Here is a 21,282-nt window from a genome sequence, read left to right as displayed (position 1 = left end):
CACTAATTAACTATTAAATCATAAACCTGATGAGCAATTTCTAATTCTTCATTAGTTGGAATAACTAAAATTTTAGTTTTTGACCGGACTGTATTGATTTGACGGATAGCATTCGAGCGCATATTATTTTTATCTTCATCCAATTCTATTCCAAGAAAATCCATTTGCTCACAGACTTTTTTCCTAATGTATGCGGAGTTTTCTCCTATTCCTGCTGTAAAAACAACAGCATCAATTCCGTTTAAAACCGCAGCATAAGCACCAATATATTTTTTAATGCGGTATACATTCATATCTAAAGCGAGTTGACAATTAACATCTCCATTTTCCGCATTTGCCTGAATATCTCTCAAATCACTATAACCAGTCAGCCCCAGCATACCACTTTGTTTTTGTAATACTGTATTAACTTCATTTAATTGATACCCCAGCGTATTTACCATATAAAAAATCACTGATTGATCAATATCACCACTACGGGTTCCCATTATCAATCCGTTTACAGGACTAAACCCCATGCTGTGGTCAACACTTTTTCCATCTTTTACGGCAGTAATACTACAGCCATTCCCCAAATGAATGCTGATAATTTTATTACTTTTTTCTAAAAAACTGATAGCCTTTTCTGAAACATATTTATGAGAAGTCCCGTGAAAACCATAGGCTCTTATTTTGTTTTCTGTCAATAAATAATTTGGAATGGCATATCGATAAGCAACTTCAGGCATAGTCTGATGAAATGCAGTATCAAAAACCACTACTTGTTTAGCTGAAGCAAAAACTTCTTCGGCTACAATAATTCCTTCTAAATTAGCAGGGTTATGCAAAGGAGCTAACTCAAAAAGCTCTTTAATCTTTTCTTTTATTTCATCATTTATCAAAACAGTATCTGAAAAACTGGCACCCCCATGTACTACTCTATGTCCTACTGCTTCAATTTCTTGTGTTGTTTTAATTACACCAATACTTTCATCCAATAATAATTGGGCTATTTTTTCTAAACCTGTTTTATGATTAGCTATTGGTATTCTTTCCTCCAATGAATCTTTATTGGTTTTGTAACTTAAATTTGATGTATCCAATCCTATTCTGTCAATCATACCACTACAAATCACTTCCTGTGAAGGCATATCAATCAATTGGTATTTTATAGAAGAACTTCCTGAATTTATAATAACTATTTTCATTTTCTTTATTTTCTTTATTTTAGTTTATAAAATACTAAGCCCGTAAGGCACTAAGCTTTTTTTTCACAACCCCTGCGCCTGAATTGCTGTAATAACCACTGTATTTATAATATCATCAACAGTGCAGCCACGACTTAAATCGTTTACAGGCTTATTTAACCCTTGTAACATCGGTCCGATTGCTAATGCACCTGTTTCTCTCTGAACTGCCTTATACGTATTATTTCCTGTGTTTAAATCCGGAAATATAAGCACACTCGCCTGTCCTGCAACTTCTGAATTAGGCATTTTACTCTGACCAACACCCATATCTACTGCAGCATCATATTGTATAGGTCCTTCAATTTTTAAATCGGGGCGTTTGAGTTTAACAATTTCTGTGGCTCTTCTCACTTTTTCAACTTCATCACCTTTTCCTGATGAACCTGAAGAATAAGAAAGCATCGCTATTTTAGGTTCTATTCCAAATGCAAGACTGGAATCAGCAGAAGAAATAGCGATTTCGGCTAATTGTTCTGCTGTAGGATTCGGATTGATAGCGCAATCTCCAAAAACGGAAACCCGGTCTTCTAAACACATAAAAAATACTGAAGAAACCACACTTGAGTTAGGTTTGGTCTTGATAAATTGTAAAGCAGGTAAAATAGTGTGTTGAGTCGTATGTGCTGCTCCGGAAACCATTCCGTCCGCATGCCCTTTATAAACCATCATCGTTCCAAAATAAGACACATCTTCCATTAAATCTTTAGCCATAGCTATAGAAACATTTTTATTTTTACGAAGTTCGTAGTAGGTATTTGCATACTCTTCATAAAAAGGTGATTCGATTGGAACGATAATATTAACCTTGGAAAAATCAAATGTAATTCCTAATTCGGCTACTTTATTTTCGATTTGTTTTCTGTTTCCAATTATCGAAATATCAACTACATCCATTGTTAACAGCCGGGATGCTGCAATAATAATCCTGTCATCATTTCCTTCCGGCAGAACAATATGCTTTCGGTGCTGTCTGGCTCTTTTTACTAAATTATACTGAAACATTTTTGGCGTCATTCCATCTGCTTCAAAAGCACTGAGTTTATCCGACAAAACCTCTATATCTACATATTTTTCAAATGTACTCAAAGAAGTTTCAATTTTATGCTTATTCTCAGCGTAAATTTTAGAACGAATAGAACCTATTTTATTAGTTATCCGATAAGTACCGCCATCTACTGAAATTATAGGTACAATACTATTTAACCCTTGAATCAGCAATAAAATACTTTCTTCAGGCAAAATATTACCGGTAAGAACAATTCCTGAAACAGTAGGATAATTAGCCGATTCATTGGCCTGCAAAGCTCCTAAAATAATATCAGCCCGGTCCCCGGGAGTGATTACTAATGCATTCTCTTTCAAGTGCAATAAATAGTTTCGTAACTGCATAGCTCCCACACTAAAACTTCCCACCTCATTGTTTATAAAATCGCTGCCAAATAGTATTTTAGCATTCAGTTCTTCTACAATTTCTTTAACTGTAGGATTGTCTAAAGTTGATACCAGAGGAACAGCGCTTACCAAAACATCTTTTGGCAGTATACTCTTTAAACCATCGGTAGCCAATTGCAGATTTTCAGGCTGAATTTTATTAGCAATAAATGCCAGAACTTCGACTTCTTTATTTTTGAAAGAATCATAAACTAAATATTCTCCGTCTAAAAATTCCTCTAGTGTCTTTCCTACTCCTGAACCTACAATAATGACCGGAATACCTAAATTTTTTGCAATAAGGACGTTCATATCTAATTCAATCGCTGTTCCTTCACCACTAAAACTGGTTCCTTCCACTAAAACGAAATCAAAACGTTCTTCCAGATGTTTGAATTTTTGAATGATTAAGTCCAGAACATCTCCTATTTTTCCTTTGTTTTTCTTTTTGATTAACTGACTTTTTGTAACTGCAAAAGCTTCTTCAAAATGAATATCTAAACCAAAATGCGAAATCACCGTTTCAATATGATTGTCTAATTTTTCATCTTCAAAATCTTCGATAATAGGTCTAAAATAACCCACCTTAGCAGTTTTACCCATTAGCATACTCATCAGTCCTAAAGTAATCATTGATTTTCCACTATTACTTTCGGAAGTTGCAATATAAATGGCTTTGTTCATGGTAATTTTTTTAGATTTAATAATTATTTTTAAGCTATCTGATACTGGTTTAAAACCATTTAATTTTTTTGAAATAAGCTATCATACCCAGCACCATTAAAAACATAACACCTATAACTATAAAATAACCGTTATGTATTTTCAGTTCAGGAATGTATTCAAAATTCATCCCGTAGATTCCGGCCAGAAAAGTGAGCGGAATAAATATTGAAGAAATAATAGTCAGCGTTTTCATAATTTCATTCATTTTATGCCCCTGGGAAGAAAAGAAGAAATTGGAAGCACTTTCCAGCATCCCCATATCGGATTCAATTTGTTCTAAGAGTTCTAAACTTTTTTGATGCAGTCTGGAAAAATAGACAAAGGAATCCATTTCAATTACATTACAAATAGCATCGTCTTTTAAACTTTTAATTCCGGTTAAAGAATCCCGAAGAGGTACAATAGAACGTTTTAAAAAATTAAAATTATCGCGGTGTTTTTCTATACGTATTAAAATTTCCGGATTAGCACTTCCCTTTGAGAGAGTTAACAATTCTTCGACTTTATCTTCTTCGTTTTCAATGGTGATGTAAAAATTCTCAATAACAGCATCCAAAAGCAGGTATAACAAAAAGTCAACTTTTTTCGTTCGCACAATCCCTGATTTTGTACGGATTCGTTCTCTGATGTGTGTGAAAAAATCACTTCGTTTTTCCTGAAACGAAATTAACACACCGTCTTTTATCATAAAACTAATTTGCTCAACAGTTATATTATCTGAGTTTTCTGTTGGCAAAATAGATTTAATATTAAAAAACAAACTATTATTAGTCTCTTCTAATTTTGTTCTTCGGGTAGTATTCAGAATGTCAGATAATAAAAAACTATCTATTTCGAAAAGGGAACCAATTCCTTCCACAATTTCAATATCATTCAGACCATGTAAATTCAGCCAATTATTTTTAGTTAAATCTATACTGGATTTTAAATCGGATAAATGAATGCTTTTATTTTCTTTAAAACCCGGTTCATCGTACACAAACAATTGCATTTCTGATTCGGATTTTTTGTGTTTACCGGTATATTCTAAAGGATTTGGCTGTACTTTTCTTGTTTTTTTATATTTTATTTTTCTCATATAAAAATCATTTGATAGTAATATTACAAAAAACTTTTGGCAAACTATAACAACTTAACAATTTAAAAACAGTGATTAATGCCGGTAAAAGTAATTTTAAATGTTTTTTTGTTTTATGAGATAAATCATATTTTAAAAGAACCCTAAAAAACTTTGAATTCTATTAGGTAAAGGCTAAATTTATATCATCTAAAAAAAAAACAGTATGACTAATCAGAATTACAACAATCATATTCGGTTTTATACCCCACATCATTTTATTTATTATCCTGTAATCTTATTTTTAACCGGACTTAGCATTTACTTCGCTTTCACCCGTGCAGAATATTTAGTATGGGCAATGTTTGCTGTTTTATTTATTATTTTATTCTGTTTAGCATTTATGCTTCGCCAGCATTATGCATTAACTTTACAAAACAGGATAGTGAAACTGGAACTTCGTTACCGCTATTTTTCCCTAACAGGAAAGCGTTTTGAGATGATTGAAGCACAGTTAAATGACAGTCAGATTTTTTCTTTACGATTTGCGCCGGATGAGGAACTTATCCAATTAATTGAAAAAACCATTGCTGAAAATTTAGATTCAAAAAGCATCAAAAAGTCAATTGTAAAGTGGAAAGGAGATTATGAAAGAGTATAATTTGCGGTTTTAAAAACTTTAAATATCAGAATTTAAAAAGGCGATAATCTCTTCTTCACTGAAAATAAAATCAGGATTAGCATTTAATACTGCAAATTTTGGCATATAAGGAACTTCGGCAGTTTCAGGTTTTTGAACAATCGTTAGTCCGCCTTTTTTTTGAATAATCTGTAAGCCTAATGTTCCGTCTGTATTTGCTCCTGACAACAAAATCCCAACTAAATGTTCCTTAAATACTAAGGCCGCAGATTCGAAAGAGACATCGATACTGGGACGACTGTAATTAACTTTTTCGGATCCATCAAGCGCAATGCTATTCTTGTCTTCAAAGAGCATATGATAATCTGAAGGAGCAATGTATAGCACTCCTGGCTGAAGTTTTGATTTATCCTCTACATACTCAATAGGAATATAAGTTTTAAGCGCAATTAAATCTTCTAAAACAGTGTCATATGAGTTTTTTCGATGTACAACAATCACTATTGCAAAGGGAATAGGAAGTTTTATTTGCGGCAAAATATTAATTAATACCTGTAAACTTCCTGCTGAACCTCCGATTATAACTAACTCACATTTTCTTGTCATTGTGTTTTTCTCCAAATTTTTTCTTTACGCAGCTGAACAAATTTACTGTCACCCTGTGTATATTTTATTGTCTCTTTAGAGCCTAATGCTAAAAACCCCAAAACAGATAAGCTATCATCAAATAATTTTATAGCCCGGGATTGTAAATCATTATTAAAATAAATCAAAACGTTGCGGCATAAAATTAAATCAAACTCATTGAAGGAAGTGTCTGAAACCAGATTGTGTTGTGAGAAAACCATTTTTTCAGATAAATCCGGATTGAATTTTACAATATTAAAATTAGCGCTATAATATGACGAAAAATCTTCTGCTCCTCCTGACGCTAAATAATTTTCAGAATATTGCTTCATCATTCGTAATGGAAAAACCCCTTTTTTAGCCGTTTCCAGCACAGTACCGTTGATATCAGTTGCATACAAAAGAGATTTATGTAAAAGTCCGAGCTCTTTTAACAAAATAGCCATTGAAAAAACCTCTTCTCCTGTTGAACAGCCGGCATGCCAGATTCTGATAAATGGTTTTGGTGCCAAAAGAGGAATAACTTCATTTCGTAAAACACTGTAGAACAAAGGATCACGAAACATTTCAGTTACATTTACCGTAATTTCTTCAATCATCCTTCTGTAATAATCCTCATCGGTGGTAATACGATGTAAAAATTCGTGAAAATGACTAAAACCATCCATCAGATAGAGTCTTTCCACCCGTCTTTTTAAAGAAGCTTTTGAATAATTTCCAAAATCAAAACCGTAATGTTCATAAACCTCATTAATAAGTGTTTCCAACTCTAGTTCTTCTATCATTTTTATATTTTCTCAAGTGCAACCAGCAACTTGTCTACATCAATAGGTTTAGAGATGTAATCATTTGCTCCCGCTATTAAACATTTCTCCCGATCACCTACCATAGCCTGTGCGGTAACTGCAATTATCAAAACATTTTTCCTTTCAGGTATCTTTTTTATTAAAGGAATCGCTTCATAGCCATCCATATCAGGCATCATCATATCAATTAAAACAGCATCAAAAATTTCCTCTGTTTCTAATTTTTTCAAAGCTTCCTCAGCGCTTAAACAAGAAACACATTCAAAAGATCTGGCTCGTAATGTTGCTGTAAGTGCAAAAATATTTCGAGCATCATCATCAATAATTAAAATTCTTTTTCTGGACATTTTAAAACAAATTCTTAGTTGGTTTTGTCATACAACCAAACTCTTAATAATGAAAGTAACTGGTCAACATCTACCGGTTTTGTAATATAATCTGACGCGCCTGCCTGAATACATTTTTCGCGGTCTCCTATCATTGCTTTTGCTGTAACTGCAATTACAGGCATTTTCTTAAACAATGGATTTTTTCGAATCTGAACAGCTGTGTCATAACCATCCATATTAGGCATCATCATATCTAATAAAACAATATCAGTATCAGGATTTTCTTCTAATGCAATTAAGGCTTCCTTACCATCAATTGCAGTAATTATATTCATTTTAAAAACCTCCAAAGATTTAGTTAATGAATAAATATTACGAACATCATCATCAACGATTAAGGCTTTTTTGCCGTTGAGAATATTGTTTAATAAATTTAATTTTTTATCCACTTTGGAACTGTCTTTGTTCTCTTCAACCAAATGAAGAAATAATGACACTTCATCCAGCATTCGCTGGTAAGAATGAGCTGTTTTAACAATAATTGAATCAGCATATTTTTTAATTTTCACTTCTTCTTTCATCGATAAACTTTTACCCGTAAAAACAATAACAGGTAAACTTTCCATTCCTTCGGTTTTCTTTAAACCTTCTAAAATAGCATACGATTGTTTGTCCGGAATTCCCATATCAAGAATTACACATTCAACATCGCTATTCATCAAAGCTTCTACTCCTGCTCCAACTTCACTTTTAATTTCTGAATTAATATTATAGGTTTCCAGAAAATAAGCTAATGCCTGTGCGTGATGAGAATTGTCTTCAATAATTAATACTTTTTGGGATTCTTTATTGATAATTTGTTCTATTTTTTCAAAAACAGACGGAAATTTTTCAAACGCAACTGGTTTGTCTAAAAAGTTTACCGCTCCTTTTAACAAACTTTCCTGTTTTAATTTATGAGATGACATAATATGCACCGGAATAGGACGTGTTTGAGAATTTCCTTTTAAATCTTCCATTACTTCCCAACCGCTTTTTATGGGTAATTCTACATCTAGTAAAATTCCGATAGGACTATAAAGCAAAGCATAATCTAAAGCATAATCACCCCGGACAGCCACTATCCCCTTATACCCCTGATTTCGGGTATATTTTAAAAGTGATTTAGCAAAATTTATATCGTCTTCTACAATCAAAATAACTTTATCACCCGGTTGTAATTGCGCTCTGTCGTCCTCAATTTCATCCGGAATAACCGGACTGATGTACTTTTTTACAATAGGTCTTGAGGTGATATCAGTGGTTTCATCCTCTGATGATTTATGGTTTGTTTCATCGTTTTGAACAGATTTTTGTCCATAAGCCGGCAAACACAAAGTAAATTCACTTCCCTGATTAACAGTACTTTTTAATTTAATTTCTCCTTTTAATAATTTAGTCAGCTCTCTGCTGATAGATAACCCTAAGCCTGTACCACCATATTTACGTTTTGTTGAACCGTCAGCCTGCTGAAAAGCTTCAAAAATAAGTGGCTGCTTGTTTAACGGAATTCCTATACCGGTATCTGTAACTATAAAACAAACTGTTTTGTCATTATCAGGATCCATTTTTATTTCCAGTGTAACCTTACCTTCAGAAGTAAATTTAATAGCGTTTGAAATCAAATTTTTAATAATTTGCTCTAAACGGATTTTGTCCGTTCTAATTACTACTGGGGCATTTTCTGCAATAATTTCAAAAGAAATATTTTTTTCTTTAGCTACCTGAGAAAATAGATTTTTCATTGTATCTGTGATTTCCTTAACAGAAACTTCTAAAAATTCTAATTCCATTTTACCGGCTTCAATTTTGGATAAATCCAGAATTTCGTCAATTAAACCTAACAATCCGTTTCCTGAACTCTGAATTACTTTTGCAAATTCAATCTGCTCTTCATTCATATTGCTGTCATTATTTTCAGAAAGCAAACGACTTAATAACAAAATAGAATTTAATGGTGTACGCAATTCATGAGACATATTAGCTAAAAACTCTGATTTATACCGTGTTGTGATTTCTAAATCTTCGGATTTTTTCTGAATTTCAGTATTTTTCTCTTCTAATAAAACACTTCGCTCCGCTAATTCCTCATTAGTTTGCTGTAATTCCTCCTGCTGCACACGCAATTCTTCTTCTGAGGCCTGTAATTTTTCTGTCTGCGCTTCCAGTTCAGCATTAATAGCTTCCATTTCACTATGCTGAATGCGTAATTCTTCTGATTGTGCCTGCGTTTCTTCCAGTAAATCACTTAAATGTTTACGATTAATTGTAGCCCGCAATCCCACTCCTATATTCTTAGCTATTACTTTAAAAAACTCTAATTCTAATGCTGTATAAGTAGTAAGACTTGCCAGTTCAATAACACCTTCAACCTTGTTGTCGATTAATGGAAATGCCACAATGTGTGTTGGCCTCACCTCTCCTAAAGCATAAGAAATATGAATTGCATCTTCTTCAATAATGTCTAATTCTAATAATTCTTTAGAAACCGCGGACTGACCAATTAAACCTTCACCAAGTTTAAATTTCTCTCGTTTTGCATTTGAAGAAAAGTTATAACCGGCTTTAGCATATAATGTATCTCCTTCCAGTACATATAAAACCCCCGCACTACTATTAGTATATACTGCTAAAAAGTTGACCACATCATTAGAAAAAACATCTATCAGTTTTTCGCCAAGCATTACGTTATTTAATTCGGCAATACCGGCTTGTAGCCATTCCTGATCTTCTAATAACCGGAATGATTCTTTTAGCGATTTTCCCATATTATTGAGTGAAACACTCACACTTCCTAAAGTGTCATTTTTTGCGCCTTCAATTTCAATATCATAATTTCCCTCCGAAATTTGTTTTGCTACTGAACTGATTGTACTTATGCGCAATTGTGTTTCTTCTTCTTTCTTTTGCAGCTCTTTTTGTAATTCTAATCTTTGCTTATAATCTTTTAGTATTCGTATTAAAAATAACACACTAATAATAAAAGCGATAATGAAAGCTGCCACAATCAATATAGAACTATACTGACCATACCGTTCAGAGCTGGAAATGCGTTCAGTTAATAATCTTTGTTCCTCCTTTTCAATACGATTGGTAAGATCATTCATTTTTGCCATCAGCTCATTACCTCTGTCTAAATCATAAGCAAGAAAATTAAAACCATTTCTTTTCTCTACAATTTTTTGATTCAGAAATCTGAAATACTGGGCACGTAAAGGTTTTAGCTGAACTAATCTCTTTTGCTGAACAGGGTTATCAATAGTCAACTCTTCCACTGTATAGAAAAATGTATCTGTTTTAGCTTCATTTTCATTAAAACCTGCTAAAAAACTGTCTTTTCCGGTAACTAAAAAGCCTCTCATACTTGTCTGCGATTCAAGTAAAAGGGCTTTTCCTTCGTTAATATTATAAATAACTTCCTGAGTATGATAAACCAGATTGTTACTTTTTAAGAGACTTCGAATACTTAAAAAAGAGGCTATCGAACTAATCAATAATATGCATATTGATACAGAAGAGCTAATAAGTACGTTTCTTTTAAAATTTCCGTTCATGTAAATAAAGAATAGTTTGATTAATTTATTTCGTTAGTCAAAGGTAAAATCAGAATAAAAGTGGCACCTTCATTAGCAACGCTTTTAGCGGTAATTAAACCATTGTGTTTTTCAATTATTTTTTTTGCGATTGCTAAACCAATTCCGGTTCCTTCATAAGCACTTCGAACATTCAGGCTCTGAAAAATCATAAAAATACGATCTATATAATTTTCATCAAAACCAATTCCGTTGTCTTTGACCTCAATACGACAATATTTTCCGTCTTCTGAAGGTTCGCTGTCAAAAGATTTAGAAGCGATAATCTGAGAGGAAATAGCGATAACCGGTTTTACATCTTTTTTGGTGAATTTTAAAGAATTACCTATCAGATTTTGAAATACCTGACGCATCTGACTTGGAATAGCATTAAGTACAGGCAAATTACCGACATAAATAGAAGCTTCTTTTTTATCAATCAGATAATCAAAGTCAGTCACAATTTCTTCTACAATGAGATTTAAATCTGTTTCTTCCGGAGGTACATTCGACGAGAGTCTGGAATATTCTAATAAATCCGTAATCAGGTTTTCCATTCTTTCTGCAGAACGAATCGTCCGGTCAATATAATCGAGTGATTTCTCTTCCTGAATGAGAAATCTTTCTTTAATCATCTTAATAAAAATCTGGATTTTACGAACTGGTTCTTTCAAATCATGGGAAACAACCCAGGAAAACTGCTGTAATTCATGATTCCGCATCTCTAATTCTTCGTTTTTTTGTACCAGCTCTTTAGTCCTTTCCGCTACAATGATTTCCAGATTTTCCTGATCTTTTTTTCGAATTTCTATTTCTTTTGCTAATAAATCACGAACAATTTTAAGTTCATTTTGCTGATTATAAATTTTCAGAAAAGTTTTTACCTTTAAAATGAGTAATTCAGGATCTACCGGTTTGGTAATATATTCAACTCCTCCTGTTTGGTAGCCTTTGGAAATGAATTTTTTTTGTTTATTAACTGCTGAAAGAAAGATGACAGGTATGTCTTTTGTCTTTTTATTACCGGCTAAAATTTCAACCACCTCAAAACCATCCATCTTAGGCATCTGAACATCCATAATTATTAAAGAATAATTCTTCTTTAAAATTTTTTTAAGCGCTTCCTCGCCGGATGTTGCTGTATCAACTTCAAGGTTATGTAACTCCAGAATTTTTTTCAGAGCAATTATATTTGCCTCTATATCATCAACAATTAAAATCATAATTAAGTATGACTCTTTACAAATAGATCAGCTAGATGGTCAGAGATTAAAATTTAAATTAATAAAACTTTTCACAAGAGTAACATTTATAAAATTTTTAATATAGTTGAATCAAAAATAAAGAAAAGAAGTCATAAAGCAGCGGTGTACAACGGCAATTTTCATTTTTTTTGAACCAAATATTTAAACTTACAAAGCACTATGTTCCGAACTTATATTTTGTGTTACAAATTCTATAAAATAGTCATTCATTTTGCTATCATAAAAAAAAACAGCCTTATTAGAAAGCTGTTTTTTTTGTGCTGAAATTTCAATCGATATATTTGGCTACAATAGCTAACGTATTATAAGGTATGAACACGATTTATATAAAAAACAATATGTTTTTAATTTTTATTTCAAAACCATAATTTTCATATAAAATGTGAGGCATTCCGTTTTTTCATTATTTCAATTTTCGATATCTCAAAATTGCTGAATAAATCATTACAAGTCCTTATATAATTTATGAGATATGTTTCAAAATTTCATTTTATTACTTCTCTAAAAAAACAAAAAAACCGAGTCATTTCTGGCCCGGTTTTGATTTTAATACTAATTGCTTAATTATAAAATTATTTTACTTCTTCGTAATCTACATCCTGAACGTTATCTCCTTCAGCTTGTGGTTCAGCAGCAGCTGCCTGACCTTGCTCTCCTTGAGCGTACATAGCTTCAGTAGCAGTTTTCCATGCAGCGTTTACATTATCTAAACCTTTTTGGATAGCAGCAATATCCTGAGACTGGTGTGCCATTCTAAGTTCAGTTAAAGCAAATTCGATAGCTGTTTTATGCTCATCTGAAATTTTATCTCCCAATTCTTTCAATTGACTTTCAGTTTGGAAAATAGTACTGTCAGCTTCGTTTAATTTTTCAGCTCTTTCTTTTGCAGCTTTATCAGCATCAGCATTAGCTTCTGCATCTTTTTTCATTTGTTCGATTTCTTCAGCAGTTAAACCAGAAGAAGCTTCGATACGGATATCGTGAGATTTTCCAGTTCCTTTATCTGTAGCAGAAACTTTGATGATACCATTAGCATCAATATCAAAAGAAACCTCGATTTGAGGAACTCCTCTTGGTGCTGGCGGAATACCGTCTAAGTGGAAACGACCGATAGTTTTGTTATCCGCAGCCATTGCTCTGGCTCCTTGTAAAACGTGGATTTCAACAGATGGTTGAGAATCAGCAGCAGTAGAGAACACCTGAGATTTTTTAGTTGGGATAGTAGTGTTAGCTTCGATAAGAACAGTCATTACACCACCCATAGTTTCAATACCTAAAGATAATGGAGTAACGTCAAGTAACAATACATCTTTTACATCTCCAGATAAAACTCCACCTTGAATAGCAGCACCAATAGCTACAACTTCATCAGGGTTAACTCCTTTAGAAGCTTTTTTACCAAAGAATTTTTCAACCTCTTCAACGATTCTTGGGATACGGGTAGAACCTCCAACCAAGATCACTTCGTCGATATCAGAAACTGATAAACCAGCATCTTTTAACGCTTTAGCAACTGGTGCCATAGAACGTTTTACTAAAGAATCAGCTAATTGTTCAAATTTAGAACGAGATAATTTTTTAACTAAGTGTTTTGGTCCTGAAGCAGTAGCAGTTACGTATGGCAAGTTGATTTCTGTTTCAGCAGAAGCAGATAATTCAATTTTAGCTTTTTCAGCGGCTTCTTTAATACGTTGTAATGACATTGGGTCTAAACGCAAGTCAATTCCTTCTTCAGCTTTAAATTCATCAGCTAACCAGTCAATAATAACCTGGTCAAAATCATCTCCTCCTAAGTGAGTATCTCCATTTGTAGATAATACTTCGAATACACCGTCTCCTAATTCCAAAACAGAGATATCAAAAGTACCTCCACCTAAATCGTAAACAGCAATTTTTTGATCAGTTCCTTTTTTATCTAATCCGTAAGCAAGTGCAGCAGCAGTTGGCTCATTGATGATACGCATCACTTTAAGACCAGCAATTTCACCAGCTTCTTTAGTAGCCTGACGTTGTGCATCGTTAAAGTAAGCAGGAACAGTAATAACCGCTTCAGTTACAGTTTGACCTAAATAGTCTTCAGCAGTTTTTTTCATTTTTTGAAGTGTCATTGCAGACAACTCCTGAGCAGTATACAAACGACCGTCAATATCCACACGTGGTGTATTGTTGTCTCCTTTTACTACACTGTAAGGAACTCTTTTTGCTTCTTCAGTAACTTCAGCAAATGAATGTCCCATAAAACGTTTGATAGAAGCAATAGTCTTAGTTGGATTAGTTACCGCTTGTCTTTTAGCAGGATCCCCTACTTTAATTTCTCCACCTTCTACAAAAGCGATGATAGATGGCGTTGTTCTTTTTCCTTCTGCATTAGGAATAACAACTGCTTCGCTACCTTCCATTACAGAAACACAAGAGTTCGTTGTACCTAAATCAATTCCGATTATTTTACCCATTTTTAATATATTTAATTTTTATTATATACTCGATTTAATAACTCATGGTGCATAAGTCAATCTTTGTGCCAATATCAAAGCCTCCTGTAAATTGTCAGAAAACAGAAAAGCTGTCGCAAAATTAGCTGACAATATGACATTTTAAAAATAACTGACAGAATTTTCAAAAAACAGTAATAATACTGTCACAATTAAAATCAAAAGCTATTCCTGTTTCTGAAGCTTCAGAAACTATATCCATTCTCATCATAAAATACATTTTCTATCCCTTATTTTTATTCTGTGTCTGAATATGTCATATAGTATAAAAAAATAGGATCAGATATCGGTTCATTTTATTATTTTTAAAATTTCAAAAACATCTGTTATGCTTAACTTCAAAACCGACTTTAAACTGCTTCTTAGCATTGTTATAATTATTCTTTTTACTTTTTTATTAGGTGCTATTGTCGATAAAATATTAAAACGTTTAATATACAGAAGACTCGAGCGTAAAGATTTTGACAGCACCGGATTAAAATTCTTAAAACACCTTATTATCAGTATTATTTATATTCTGGGGATTTCGTTTGCACTAATACAAATACCCCAATTTAAAATTATCGGACATTCTCTGTTAGCTGGTGCAGGAGTACTTTCCTTAATTGCAGGTTTAGCTTCGCAGCAGGCTTTAAGCAACATCATGAGTGGAATATTTTTAGTTATTTTTAAACCCTTTCGTATTAACGATCGCATAACCATAAATGATTTTACAGGAATTGTAGAAGATATTAATCTTAGACAGGTCGTTTTAAAAGATGCAGAAAACAACCGGATTATCATTCCTAACTCCGTTATCAGTAATGAAATAATAAAAAATACAAATATGCAGGATACTAAATGCTGCAAAGCTATAGAAATAGGTATTGGCTACGAATCAGATATTGATAAAGCTTTGGCAATAATGCAGGAAGAAGTGGCAAAACATCCTTTATTTATTGATACCAGAACACCGGAAAACATTAGAGAAAATTCACCATTAGTAGTTGCAAGAGTAATTGCTCTGGCCGATTCGAGCGTGAATTTAAAAGCATGGGCTTGGGCCAAAAACCATAGTGATGGATTTATCATGTACTGTGATTTATTGCAAAGTATAAAAAAACGTTTTGATGCCGAAAAAATTTCTATTCCTTATCCGCAAAGGGAAATTTCGATTAAAACAATTCCAGAGGATAAAAGACTTTCTTCTTAAACTAAAACATCAAAAAACAGATTTTTTGCGTTTTTACGCTATATTTGAAAAACCTAAAAAAAAAAAGATAAATATGTTTACAATAGACCAAATTAAAGCAGCACATTCCAAAGTAAAGTCGGGTGCTGATTTCCCAAATTACATACAAGACTTAATTAGTCTGGGCGTGAAAGGCTATGATACAATTGTCGCTGATGGAAGTGTTTCTTATTATGGTGTCAATAATTTTGTTGTCAGCACCGATAAAAAATACGATACATTAACAATTTCTGCTGTAGCTAACAAAGAGCGTTTTATTGAATTTCTGGTGATGCATCAGGACGGTCAGACAGATTATTATACTTTTTGTCAACATGCAGCCCAATGCGGTATTGCCAAATGGCGTGTGGACATTATCGATATGAGTTGTACCTATTATGATACTGCCGAAAATCCTATTTTGATAGAAAAAATTCCGGAATAAAACTATTTCAATACCTACTACTAATTAACCAACATGAAAAATCTTTTTATTGCTTTTTTTATAGTGTCAGGTTTTAGCAATTATGCCCAAACTAAATCTATAAAAAACTCACCCAAACTCAGTGAAGCCGCTCCTGCCAGTGTGGGAATATCCAGCGAAAGACTGGCACGAATTGATAATATGCTTAACAAAGCCGTTGCTGATTCAGAAATTCCCGGCGCTGTTGCTTTAGTCGCCCGAAAAGGAAAAATTGTATATCTAAAAGCCTTTGGAAATGCCGATAATGCTAATTCAGCCCCCTTAAAAACCGATGCCATTTTCAGAATTGCATCACAAACCAAAGCCATTACTACAACCGCTGTGATGATGCTTTGGGAAGAAGGCAAATTCAAACTCGACGACCCCATTTCAAAATACATTCCGGAATTTAAAAATGCACAGGTTCTGGACAGTGTTTATCCAAATGGAAAATACACGACAAAACCTGCCAAAAGAGAAATTACCATTCGCGATTTAATAACGCATACTTCCGGGATTGGTTATGGACAAATTGACAGCGATGCCCGTTTTAAAAAAATATACCAAGATGCCGGCGTAACCGATTTGTTTACAACTGATAAAATTACCATTGCCGAAAGTGTCAAAAAACTGGCAAAGCTTCCGTTGCACCACAATCCGGGAGAAAAATTTACTTATAGTGAAGGTTTGGATGTCATCGGTTATTTTATCGAAATCATGTCAGGAATGCCAATGGATGACTATTACAGAACCCGTATTTTCGAACCTTTGGGAATGAATGATACTTATTTTTATTTACCGGAATCAAAATCCAACCGACTGGTTACTATCCAAACCAAAGAAAACGGCAAATGGATTCCGTTTCCCAATACTTTTTATGACGTAAATTATCCAATAAAAGGAGCCAAAAGCTTTTTCTCAGGTGGCGCCGGATTATCCAGCACAGCAAAAGATTATGCTACTTTCCTGCAAATGTTCCTGAATAAAGGCGAATTAAACGGAATAAGATTATTAAGCAGAACTACTGTTCAATTTATGCTGTCAAACCAAATTGGCGAAATCTGGGGCAAAACCGATGCCGGTCACGGATTAGGTTTTAGAGTTTTGAACCAGATGGGCGAAGATTCAGGCGGTCAGGGAAGCGCCGGAACCTTTAACTGGGGCGGCTACTTTAATACCCAGTATTTTGCTGATCCAAAAGAAGAACTCATAGGAATCATTCTGAAACAAACACAAAAAACATCAGACAATACTGGCTGGAAATTCCAGATATTAGCTGAACAGGCTATCGATGATTAACACATTCTGGAGAACAAAGTCATTTCAACCATAAGAAATGGCTTTGTTTTTTTTTGCATCCATAGGGATAAAAACAGAAAGAGGATGGCATTCGATTTTCATAAAAGTACAATTCACTTCACCAAAAAAACTAGCCACAGCTACCTCACTGGCATCTTTAGCATCAGCTATTTTGACCAATCCATTAGGAATACTTAATTGAGTAGGGTCAAAAAACAACCACTTCCCTCCTACATAAGCCTCAAAACAAGCATGAAAATCAGGTGGATCAAGGGCATAAGCATAAGCCGTAAAATATCGCGCCGGAATATCTAAGGCACGACATAAAGCAATGGCAAGATGAGCAAAATCTTTACAAACCCCTTCTTTTAAATGGAGAACATCACAGGCAGATCTGTTGGAATCACTAGTTCCGGCTTTATAAGCTATGGAATTAAAAACCCATTCGTTAATTGCTTTTACCTTAGAAAATTCATTCGGTAAATGTCCAAACTGCCGGTGTGCAAAATCTAATAATTTATCCGATTCACAATACCTGCTGGGAGAAATAAAAGGTAATATTTCATTATCTAAATTAATTAAAGGAATAGCTGTAGACAGTCTTTCGGGAGCAATCAGCTGATGTAACACTTCCACCACTGCTTCATAACTAATTGTAAAAGCAGTTCCTTGAGCTACTTCCATTTTTATAAAACGAGTAGCTGAATTTTTCAACATAAATTCTTCGTACTTAATCTCTGGAGTAATTTTAAGCAATTCTGAAACAATAATCTGGGTTTCCGAAACAGCAGCCTGAATATTAAAAATAAAGGTTGTTGCAGAAAAAACTTCATAGGATAAAAAACTGCTTACATTAAATCTCATCTGATAAAGATATTTATTCCTTAAAAAAGCACCTCAAAAAAACAAAATCAATTAAATTAAATATAGCTAAAACTATAGAGTTCTTCTCTGTCTTTTGGCTTATTTTTTCTAAATTTACGAGAATTAAATTTTAAAATAACAATATGACCTCTTTTAGCAAGCAATTATCTTTTCGCTGGTCCGATTTAGACCCTAATTTTCATGTTCGTCATAGTGTTTATTACGATTTTGCCGCTCAGCATCGTATGGAAATATTAGAAAGTCTGGGACTCACTCTACAGATTTTTCAAAAACAGCATTTTGGTCCGGTACTTTTTCGGGAAGAATGTGTTTTTAGAAAAGAATTAAAACTGGGTGATGCCATAACACTTTATACTAAAGTAGCTAAAATGAAAACCGATGCATCCCGCTGGTCTATTGCTCATGAATTTAGGACAGAGGATAATGTGCTCTGTGCAACGCTGACTGTAGATGGTGCCTGGATGGATACCAAACTGCGTAAACTTGTAAATCCTGTTCCGGAAATTGCTCTTAATGCGATGTTAAGTATTCCAAAATGTGAAGATTTTACAGAATCTTAGGCAATAGCAGTTCAGTAAAATAATGTCTAAACATTACACTCATAACTCATAATTCTTAACCTAAACAAAAAAAATGAAAACCAAAGTTGGAATTGTATTATCCGGCGGAGGGGCCCGCGGAATTGCACATTTAGGACTCCTGAAAGCTCTCGAAGAATTAAATATAAAGGCTTCACATGTTTCAGGAACCAGTGCAGGTGCTATTGCTGCTGCTTTTTATGCAGCTGGTTACTCGGCAACTGAAATATTAGAAATTCTGAAAAAAGGACAAATCTTTAGTTTTTCAAATCTTTTAATCAAACGACAGGGTTTGTTTGCGATGAAAGGTTTTCACGATATTTACCTAAATTGTTTTCCCGCCAACACCTTTGAAGATTTACAAATTCCGCTATACATTACCGCTACAGATATTTTAAAAGGTGAATTAGTCTATTTTTCCTCCGGAAATCTATCCAGTGCCATCATGGCCTCTTCCTGCCTGCCCCTACTATTTCAACCCATTTCTTACAACGGCAGTTTGTATGTCGATGGCGGCGTGATTAACAATTTCCCCATAGAACCTCTTATGGGACAATGTGATGTTATTATTGGAAGTTATGTCAATTCGATCAAAAAGGAAGTAGATAAAGTAGGGATGAATAATATTCTGGATCGTTGTTTTCATTTGGCGATGAAAAGTTCTGTAGAGCAAAAAACACTAAGCTGTGACTTTTATTTTGAACCGCCAAATATGAGTCAGTTTAGTCTTTACAACCTAAAAAACGCAGATGAAATTTTCGACTACAGCTATCAATACGCCTTAACACTCGGAGACCAGATCAAAGCGCTCAATATTCAGATTTAGTTGTGAATTTGGATTACAAATTAGAGTCAGTTAAGTAATCTATTTGTTGTTTGTTATCTGAACACTGCTTTCCAACTCATCCCGATAGCTATTGGAACTCATAACTTAAAACTTCTTATCTTTGCAGTCAATAAAAAAGAGACTTTTTAATGCAAACTGCTACCCATTGGAACATTTTACTTTCCAATCAAATCAATAAAAAAGAATTCATAGAAACCATTCTTTCCGGAAATGCCACTGGCGAATTAGCTCCTTTTAATACCCTGAAAGGAATCCTTTATTCTGATTTAGCCATTGATCATTTTATTCAAAAAGAGTTCCAATACCTGGAATTGACCACGGTAGATTCCGGCAGAAAACTCAGCACCTTTTCTTCTGGTCAGCGCAAAAAAAAATTCCTGCAGTACTGTATGGATCAAAAACCCGATTATATTATTTTTGACAACCCGATGGATCATTTAGATCAGGCTTCCAGAGCAGAGCTGTCAAAATCATTGGAAGAAATGGCTTCAAAAATTAAGATTATTCAATTAATTAATCGTTCTGCCGATGTATTGCCTTTCATTTCGAATAACAGACAAATTAATTCAAATGCCTATATTTTAGAAGAAATAAATACCGGTGCGCACGAAACTAAAATAATTACACAATCCGGTATTCCGCAGCCGGCACACGCTATTGAAAACCAGCAAAATATTCTGGTGCAAATGAATAATGTTTCGGTAAGTTATGAAGAACGCCCTGTTGTGAAAAACATTAACTGGACCATTAGGCAAAATGAATTCTGGCAACTTATCGGACCTAATGGCTCGGGAAAAAGCACGCTTTTATCTCTAATTAATGGTGACAGCCCTAAAGGTTACGGTCAGGACTTACACCTTTTTGGACATAAAAAAGGAAGCGGCGAAAGTGTTTGGGATATCAAAAAAAACATCGGTTATTTTGCCACTAATATGACCAGTCTGTTTACCCGAAATCACACTCTGGAGCAAATGATACTTTCGGGTTTTTTTGATTCTATTGGATTATACGATCTGCCTACTACCCTGCAAAAAAACATAGCCGATCAATGGCTTGATTTAATAGGCATGAAACACCTTAAAAGCAAAATGTTCAAACGCCTTTCTGTTGGGCAACAGCGTCTGGCTATGATTGTGCGTTCGGTTTTAAAACATCCGCCTTTAGTTATTCTGGACGAACCTGTAGAAGGTCTTGACGATGAAAATGTAGCTCTGGTTTGTCAGTTGATCAATTTGCTTAAACAGGAATCGAATATGACTATTGTGTATGTTTCTCACCGTATCGAAGCTAATTTGGCTCCAAATTCAGTTCTTGAATTGATTCCGTCCGAGGAAGGTTCAACAGGAGTTATCAGATAAACTTCTTTCGTTTCAAAAAATTAATTTCCATAAGCATCCGGTTTGTTCACTACAAGCCGGTTTTTTTATTTGGGAATGTCCTCTTCTGCTGCCGAAGTTTCGGGACACTTCGTCGGGTATTGAGAAGCCTTGTTTAAACTAGAGTTCTAGATACTGGCTTACGATATAGTAGTAGAAGCGCACAATCAGTATTACAGCAAGCTGCAAAAAATGCGGGAATTACAAAAAGAATCAGCTTACACACTTTACTTACGCCATAGTTTTGCCACTCATTTATTAGAAAGCGGCACTGATTTACGATACATACGAGAATTATTAGGTCACTCTAGTAGTAAGACCACAGAAATTTATACCCATGTAAGCACAAAAAACATTCAACAAATAAAAAGTCCATTTGATAATTTATGAGAATTTTTCCTATATTAGCCT

General features: G+C 34.0%; 18 protein-coding genes. 8 read left to right on the top strand and 10 right to left on the bottom strand.

From position 1 onward, the window contains the following. Positions 1-2: 2 nt before the first annotated feature. The 3 genes from ABS764_RS01485 to corA all read right to left on the bottom strand — a co-directional run bounded on the left by ABS764_RS01485 (position 3) and on the right by corA (position 4,464). Positions 3-1,187 (bottom strand): acetate/propionate family kinase, encoded by a 1,185-nt coding sequence (locus ABS764_RS01485; RefSeq protein WP_408079243.1) that lies wholly within the window; start codon positions 1,185-1,187, stop codon positions 3-5. Between the two features lie 63 nt (positions 1,188-1,250). Beyond that, positions 1,251-3,344: a phosphate acetyltransferase gene (gene pta / locus ABS764_RS01480; RefSeq protein WP_408079241.1), complete on the bottom strand. Its 2,094-nt coding sequence runs from the start codon at positions 3,342-3,344 to the stop codon at positions 1,251-1,253. Positions 3,345-3,393: 49 nt separating this feature from the next. After that, positions 3,394-4,464, bottom strand: coding sequence for a magnesium/cobalt transporter CorA (corA, locus tag ABS764_RS01475; protein ID WP_408079239.1), 1,071 nt, complete (start codon positions 4,462-4,464; stop codon positions 3,394-3,396). Positions 4,465-4,669: 205 nt separating this feature from the next. Here corA and ABS764_RS01470 point away from each other — a divergent pair, with 205 nt between their 5' ends. Continuing rightward, positions 4,670-5,104: a DUF6526 family protein gene (locus ABS764_RS01470; RefSeq protein WP_408079237.1), complete on the top strand. Its 435-nt coding sequence runs from the start codon at positions 4,670-4,672 to the stop codon at positions 5,102-5,104. A gap of 18 nt (positions 5,105-5,122) precedes the next feature. Here ABS764_RS01470 and ABS764_RS01465 read toward each other — a convergent pair whose 3' ends face one another. From ABS764_RS01465 to dnaK, 6 genes are all read right to left on the bottom strand, one after another. Continuing rightward, positions 5,123-5,689, bottom strand: coding sequence for a chemotaxis protein CheB (locus tag ABS764_RS01465; protein ID WP_408079235.1), 567 nt, complete (start codon positions 5,687-5,689; stop codon positions 5,123-5,125). Continuing rightward, positions 5,686-6,495: a CheR family methyltransferase gene (locus tag ABS764_RS01460; RefSeq protein ID WP_408079233.1), complete on the bottom strand. Its 810-nt coding sequence runs from the start codon at positions 6,493-6,495 to the stop codon at positions 5,686-5,688. The genes ABS764_RS01465 and ABS764_RS01460 overlap by 4 nt, the downstream gene beginning before the upstream one ends. 2 nt (positions 6,496-6,497) lie before the next feature. Continuing rightward, complete coding sequence (locus tag ABS764_RS01455) at positions 6,498-6,863, bottom strand: response regulator (protein ID WP_408079231.1); 366 nt, start codon at positions 6,861-6,863, stop codon at positions 6,498-6,500. Between the two features lie 14 nt (positions 6,864-6,877). Then, on the bottom strand, positions 6,878-10,438 hold the full coding sequence (locus ABS764_RS01450; RefSeq protein WP_408079229.1) for a hybrid sensor histidine kinase/response regulator: 3,561 nt from the start codon (positions 10,436-10,438) through the stop codon (positions 6,878-6,880). A gap of 20 nt (positions 10,439-10,458) precedes the next feature. Further along, positions 10,459-11,679 carry a hybrid sensor histidine kinase/response regulator gene (locus ABS764_RS01445; RefSeq protein ID WP_408079227.1) on the bottom strand — a complete coding sequence of 407 codons (1,221 nt, stop codon included), beginning with the start codon at positions 11,677-11,679 and terminating at the stop codon, positions 10,459-10,461. A 614-nt stretch (positions 11,680-12,293) separates the two neighbouring features. After that, positions 12,294-14,174 (bottom strand): molecular chaperone DnaK, encoded by a 1,881-nt coding sequence (gene dnaK, locus ABS764_RS01440; RefSeq protein ID WP_408079225.1) that lies wholly within the window; start codon positions 14,172-14,174, stop codon positions 12,294-12,296. 367 nt (positions 14,175-14,541) lie between these two features. Here dnaK and ABS764_RS01435 point away from each other — a divergent pair, with 367 nt between their 5' ends. From ABS764_RS01435 to ABS764_RS01425, 3 genes are all read left to right on the top strand, one after another. After that, positions 14,542-15,405, top strand: a complete 864-nt coding sequence (locus ABS764_RS01435) for a mechanosensitive ion channel family protein (protein ID WP_408079223.1) — start codon at positions 14,542-14,544, stop codon at positions 15,403-15,405. A gap of 73 nt (positions 15,406-15,478) precedes the next feature. Further along, positions 15,479-15,868, top strand: coding sequence for a DUF1398 domain-containing protein (locus ABS764_RS01430; RefSeq protein WP_408079221.1), 390 nt, complete (start codon positions 15,479-15,481; stop codon positions 15,866-15,868). 33 nt (positions 15,869-15,901) lie between these two features. Then, positions 15,902-17,185, top strand: a complete 1,284-nt coding sequence (locus ABS764_RS01425; RefSeq protein WP_408079219.1) for a serine hydrolase domain-containing protein — start codon at positions 15,902-15,904, stop codon at positions 17,183-17,185. A gap of 24 nt (positions 17,186-17,209) precedes the next feature. Here the strand turns inward: ABS764_RS01425 and ABS764_RS01420 are convergent, their stop codons facing one another. Further along, entirely contained in the window at positions 17,210-18,049 is an 840-nt protein-coding gene (locus tag ABS764_RS01420) for a transglutaminase-like domain-containing protein (protein ID WP_408079217.1), read from the bottom strand. 143 nt (positions 18,050-18,192) lie between these two features. Here ABS764_RS01420 and ABS764_RS01415 point away from each other — a divergent pair, with 143 nt between their 5' ends. The 4 genes from ABS764_RS01415 (at position 18,193) to ABS764_RS01400 (ending at position 21,261) form a co-directional block, all read left to right on the top strand. Beyond that, positions 18,193-18,630, top strand: a complete 438-nt coding sequence (locus ABS764_RS01415) for an acyl-CoA thioesterase (protein ID WP_408079215.1) — start codon at positions 18,193-18,195, stop codon at positions 18,628-18,630. Between the two features lie 73 nt (positions 18,631-18,703). Then, positions 18,704-19,474, top strand: coding sequence for a patatin-like phospholipase family protein (locus tag ABS764_RS01410; protein ID WP_408079213.1), 771 nt, complete (start codon positions 18,704-18,706; stop codon positions 19,472-19,474). 149 nt (positions 19,475-19,623) lie between these two features. Then, the gene (locus tag ABS764_RS01405; RefSeq protein ID WP_408079211.1) at positions 19,624-20,853 is read left to right on the top strand and encodes an ATP-binding cassette domain-containing protein; all 1,230 of its coding nucleotides are present in this window, start codon (positions 19,624-19,626) and stop codon (positions 20,851-20,853) included. Between the two features lie 210 nt (positions 20,854-21,063). Continuing rightward, complete coding sequence (locus tag ABS764_RS01400; RefSeq protein ID WP_408079209.1) at positions 21,064-21,261, top strand: tyrosine-type recombinase/integrase; 198 nt, start codon at positions 21,064-21,066, stop codon at positions 21,259-21,261. The last annotated feature ends 21 nt before the right edge of the window (positions 21,262-21,282 follow it).

It is taken from the genome of Flavobacterium plantiphilum (genome assembly GCF_046000495.1).
Taxonomy (GTDB): Bacteria; Bacteroidota; Bacteroidia; order Flavobacteriales; family Flavobacteriaceae; genus Flavobacterium; species Flavobacterium plantiphilum.
The sequence above is the reverse complement of the archived record's forward strand: the minus strand, read 5'-3'. Positions and strand labels throughout refer to the sequence as shown.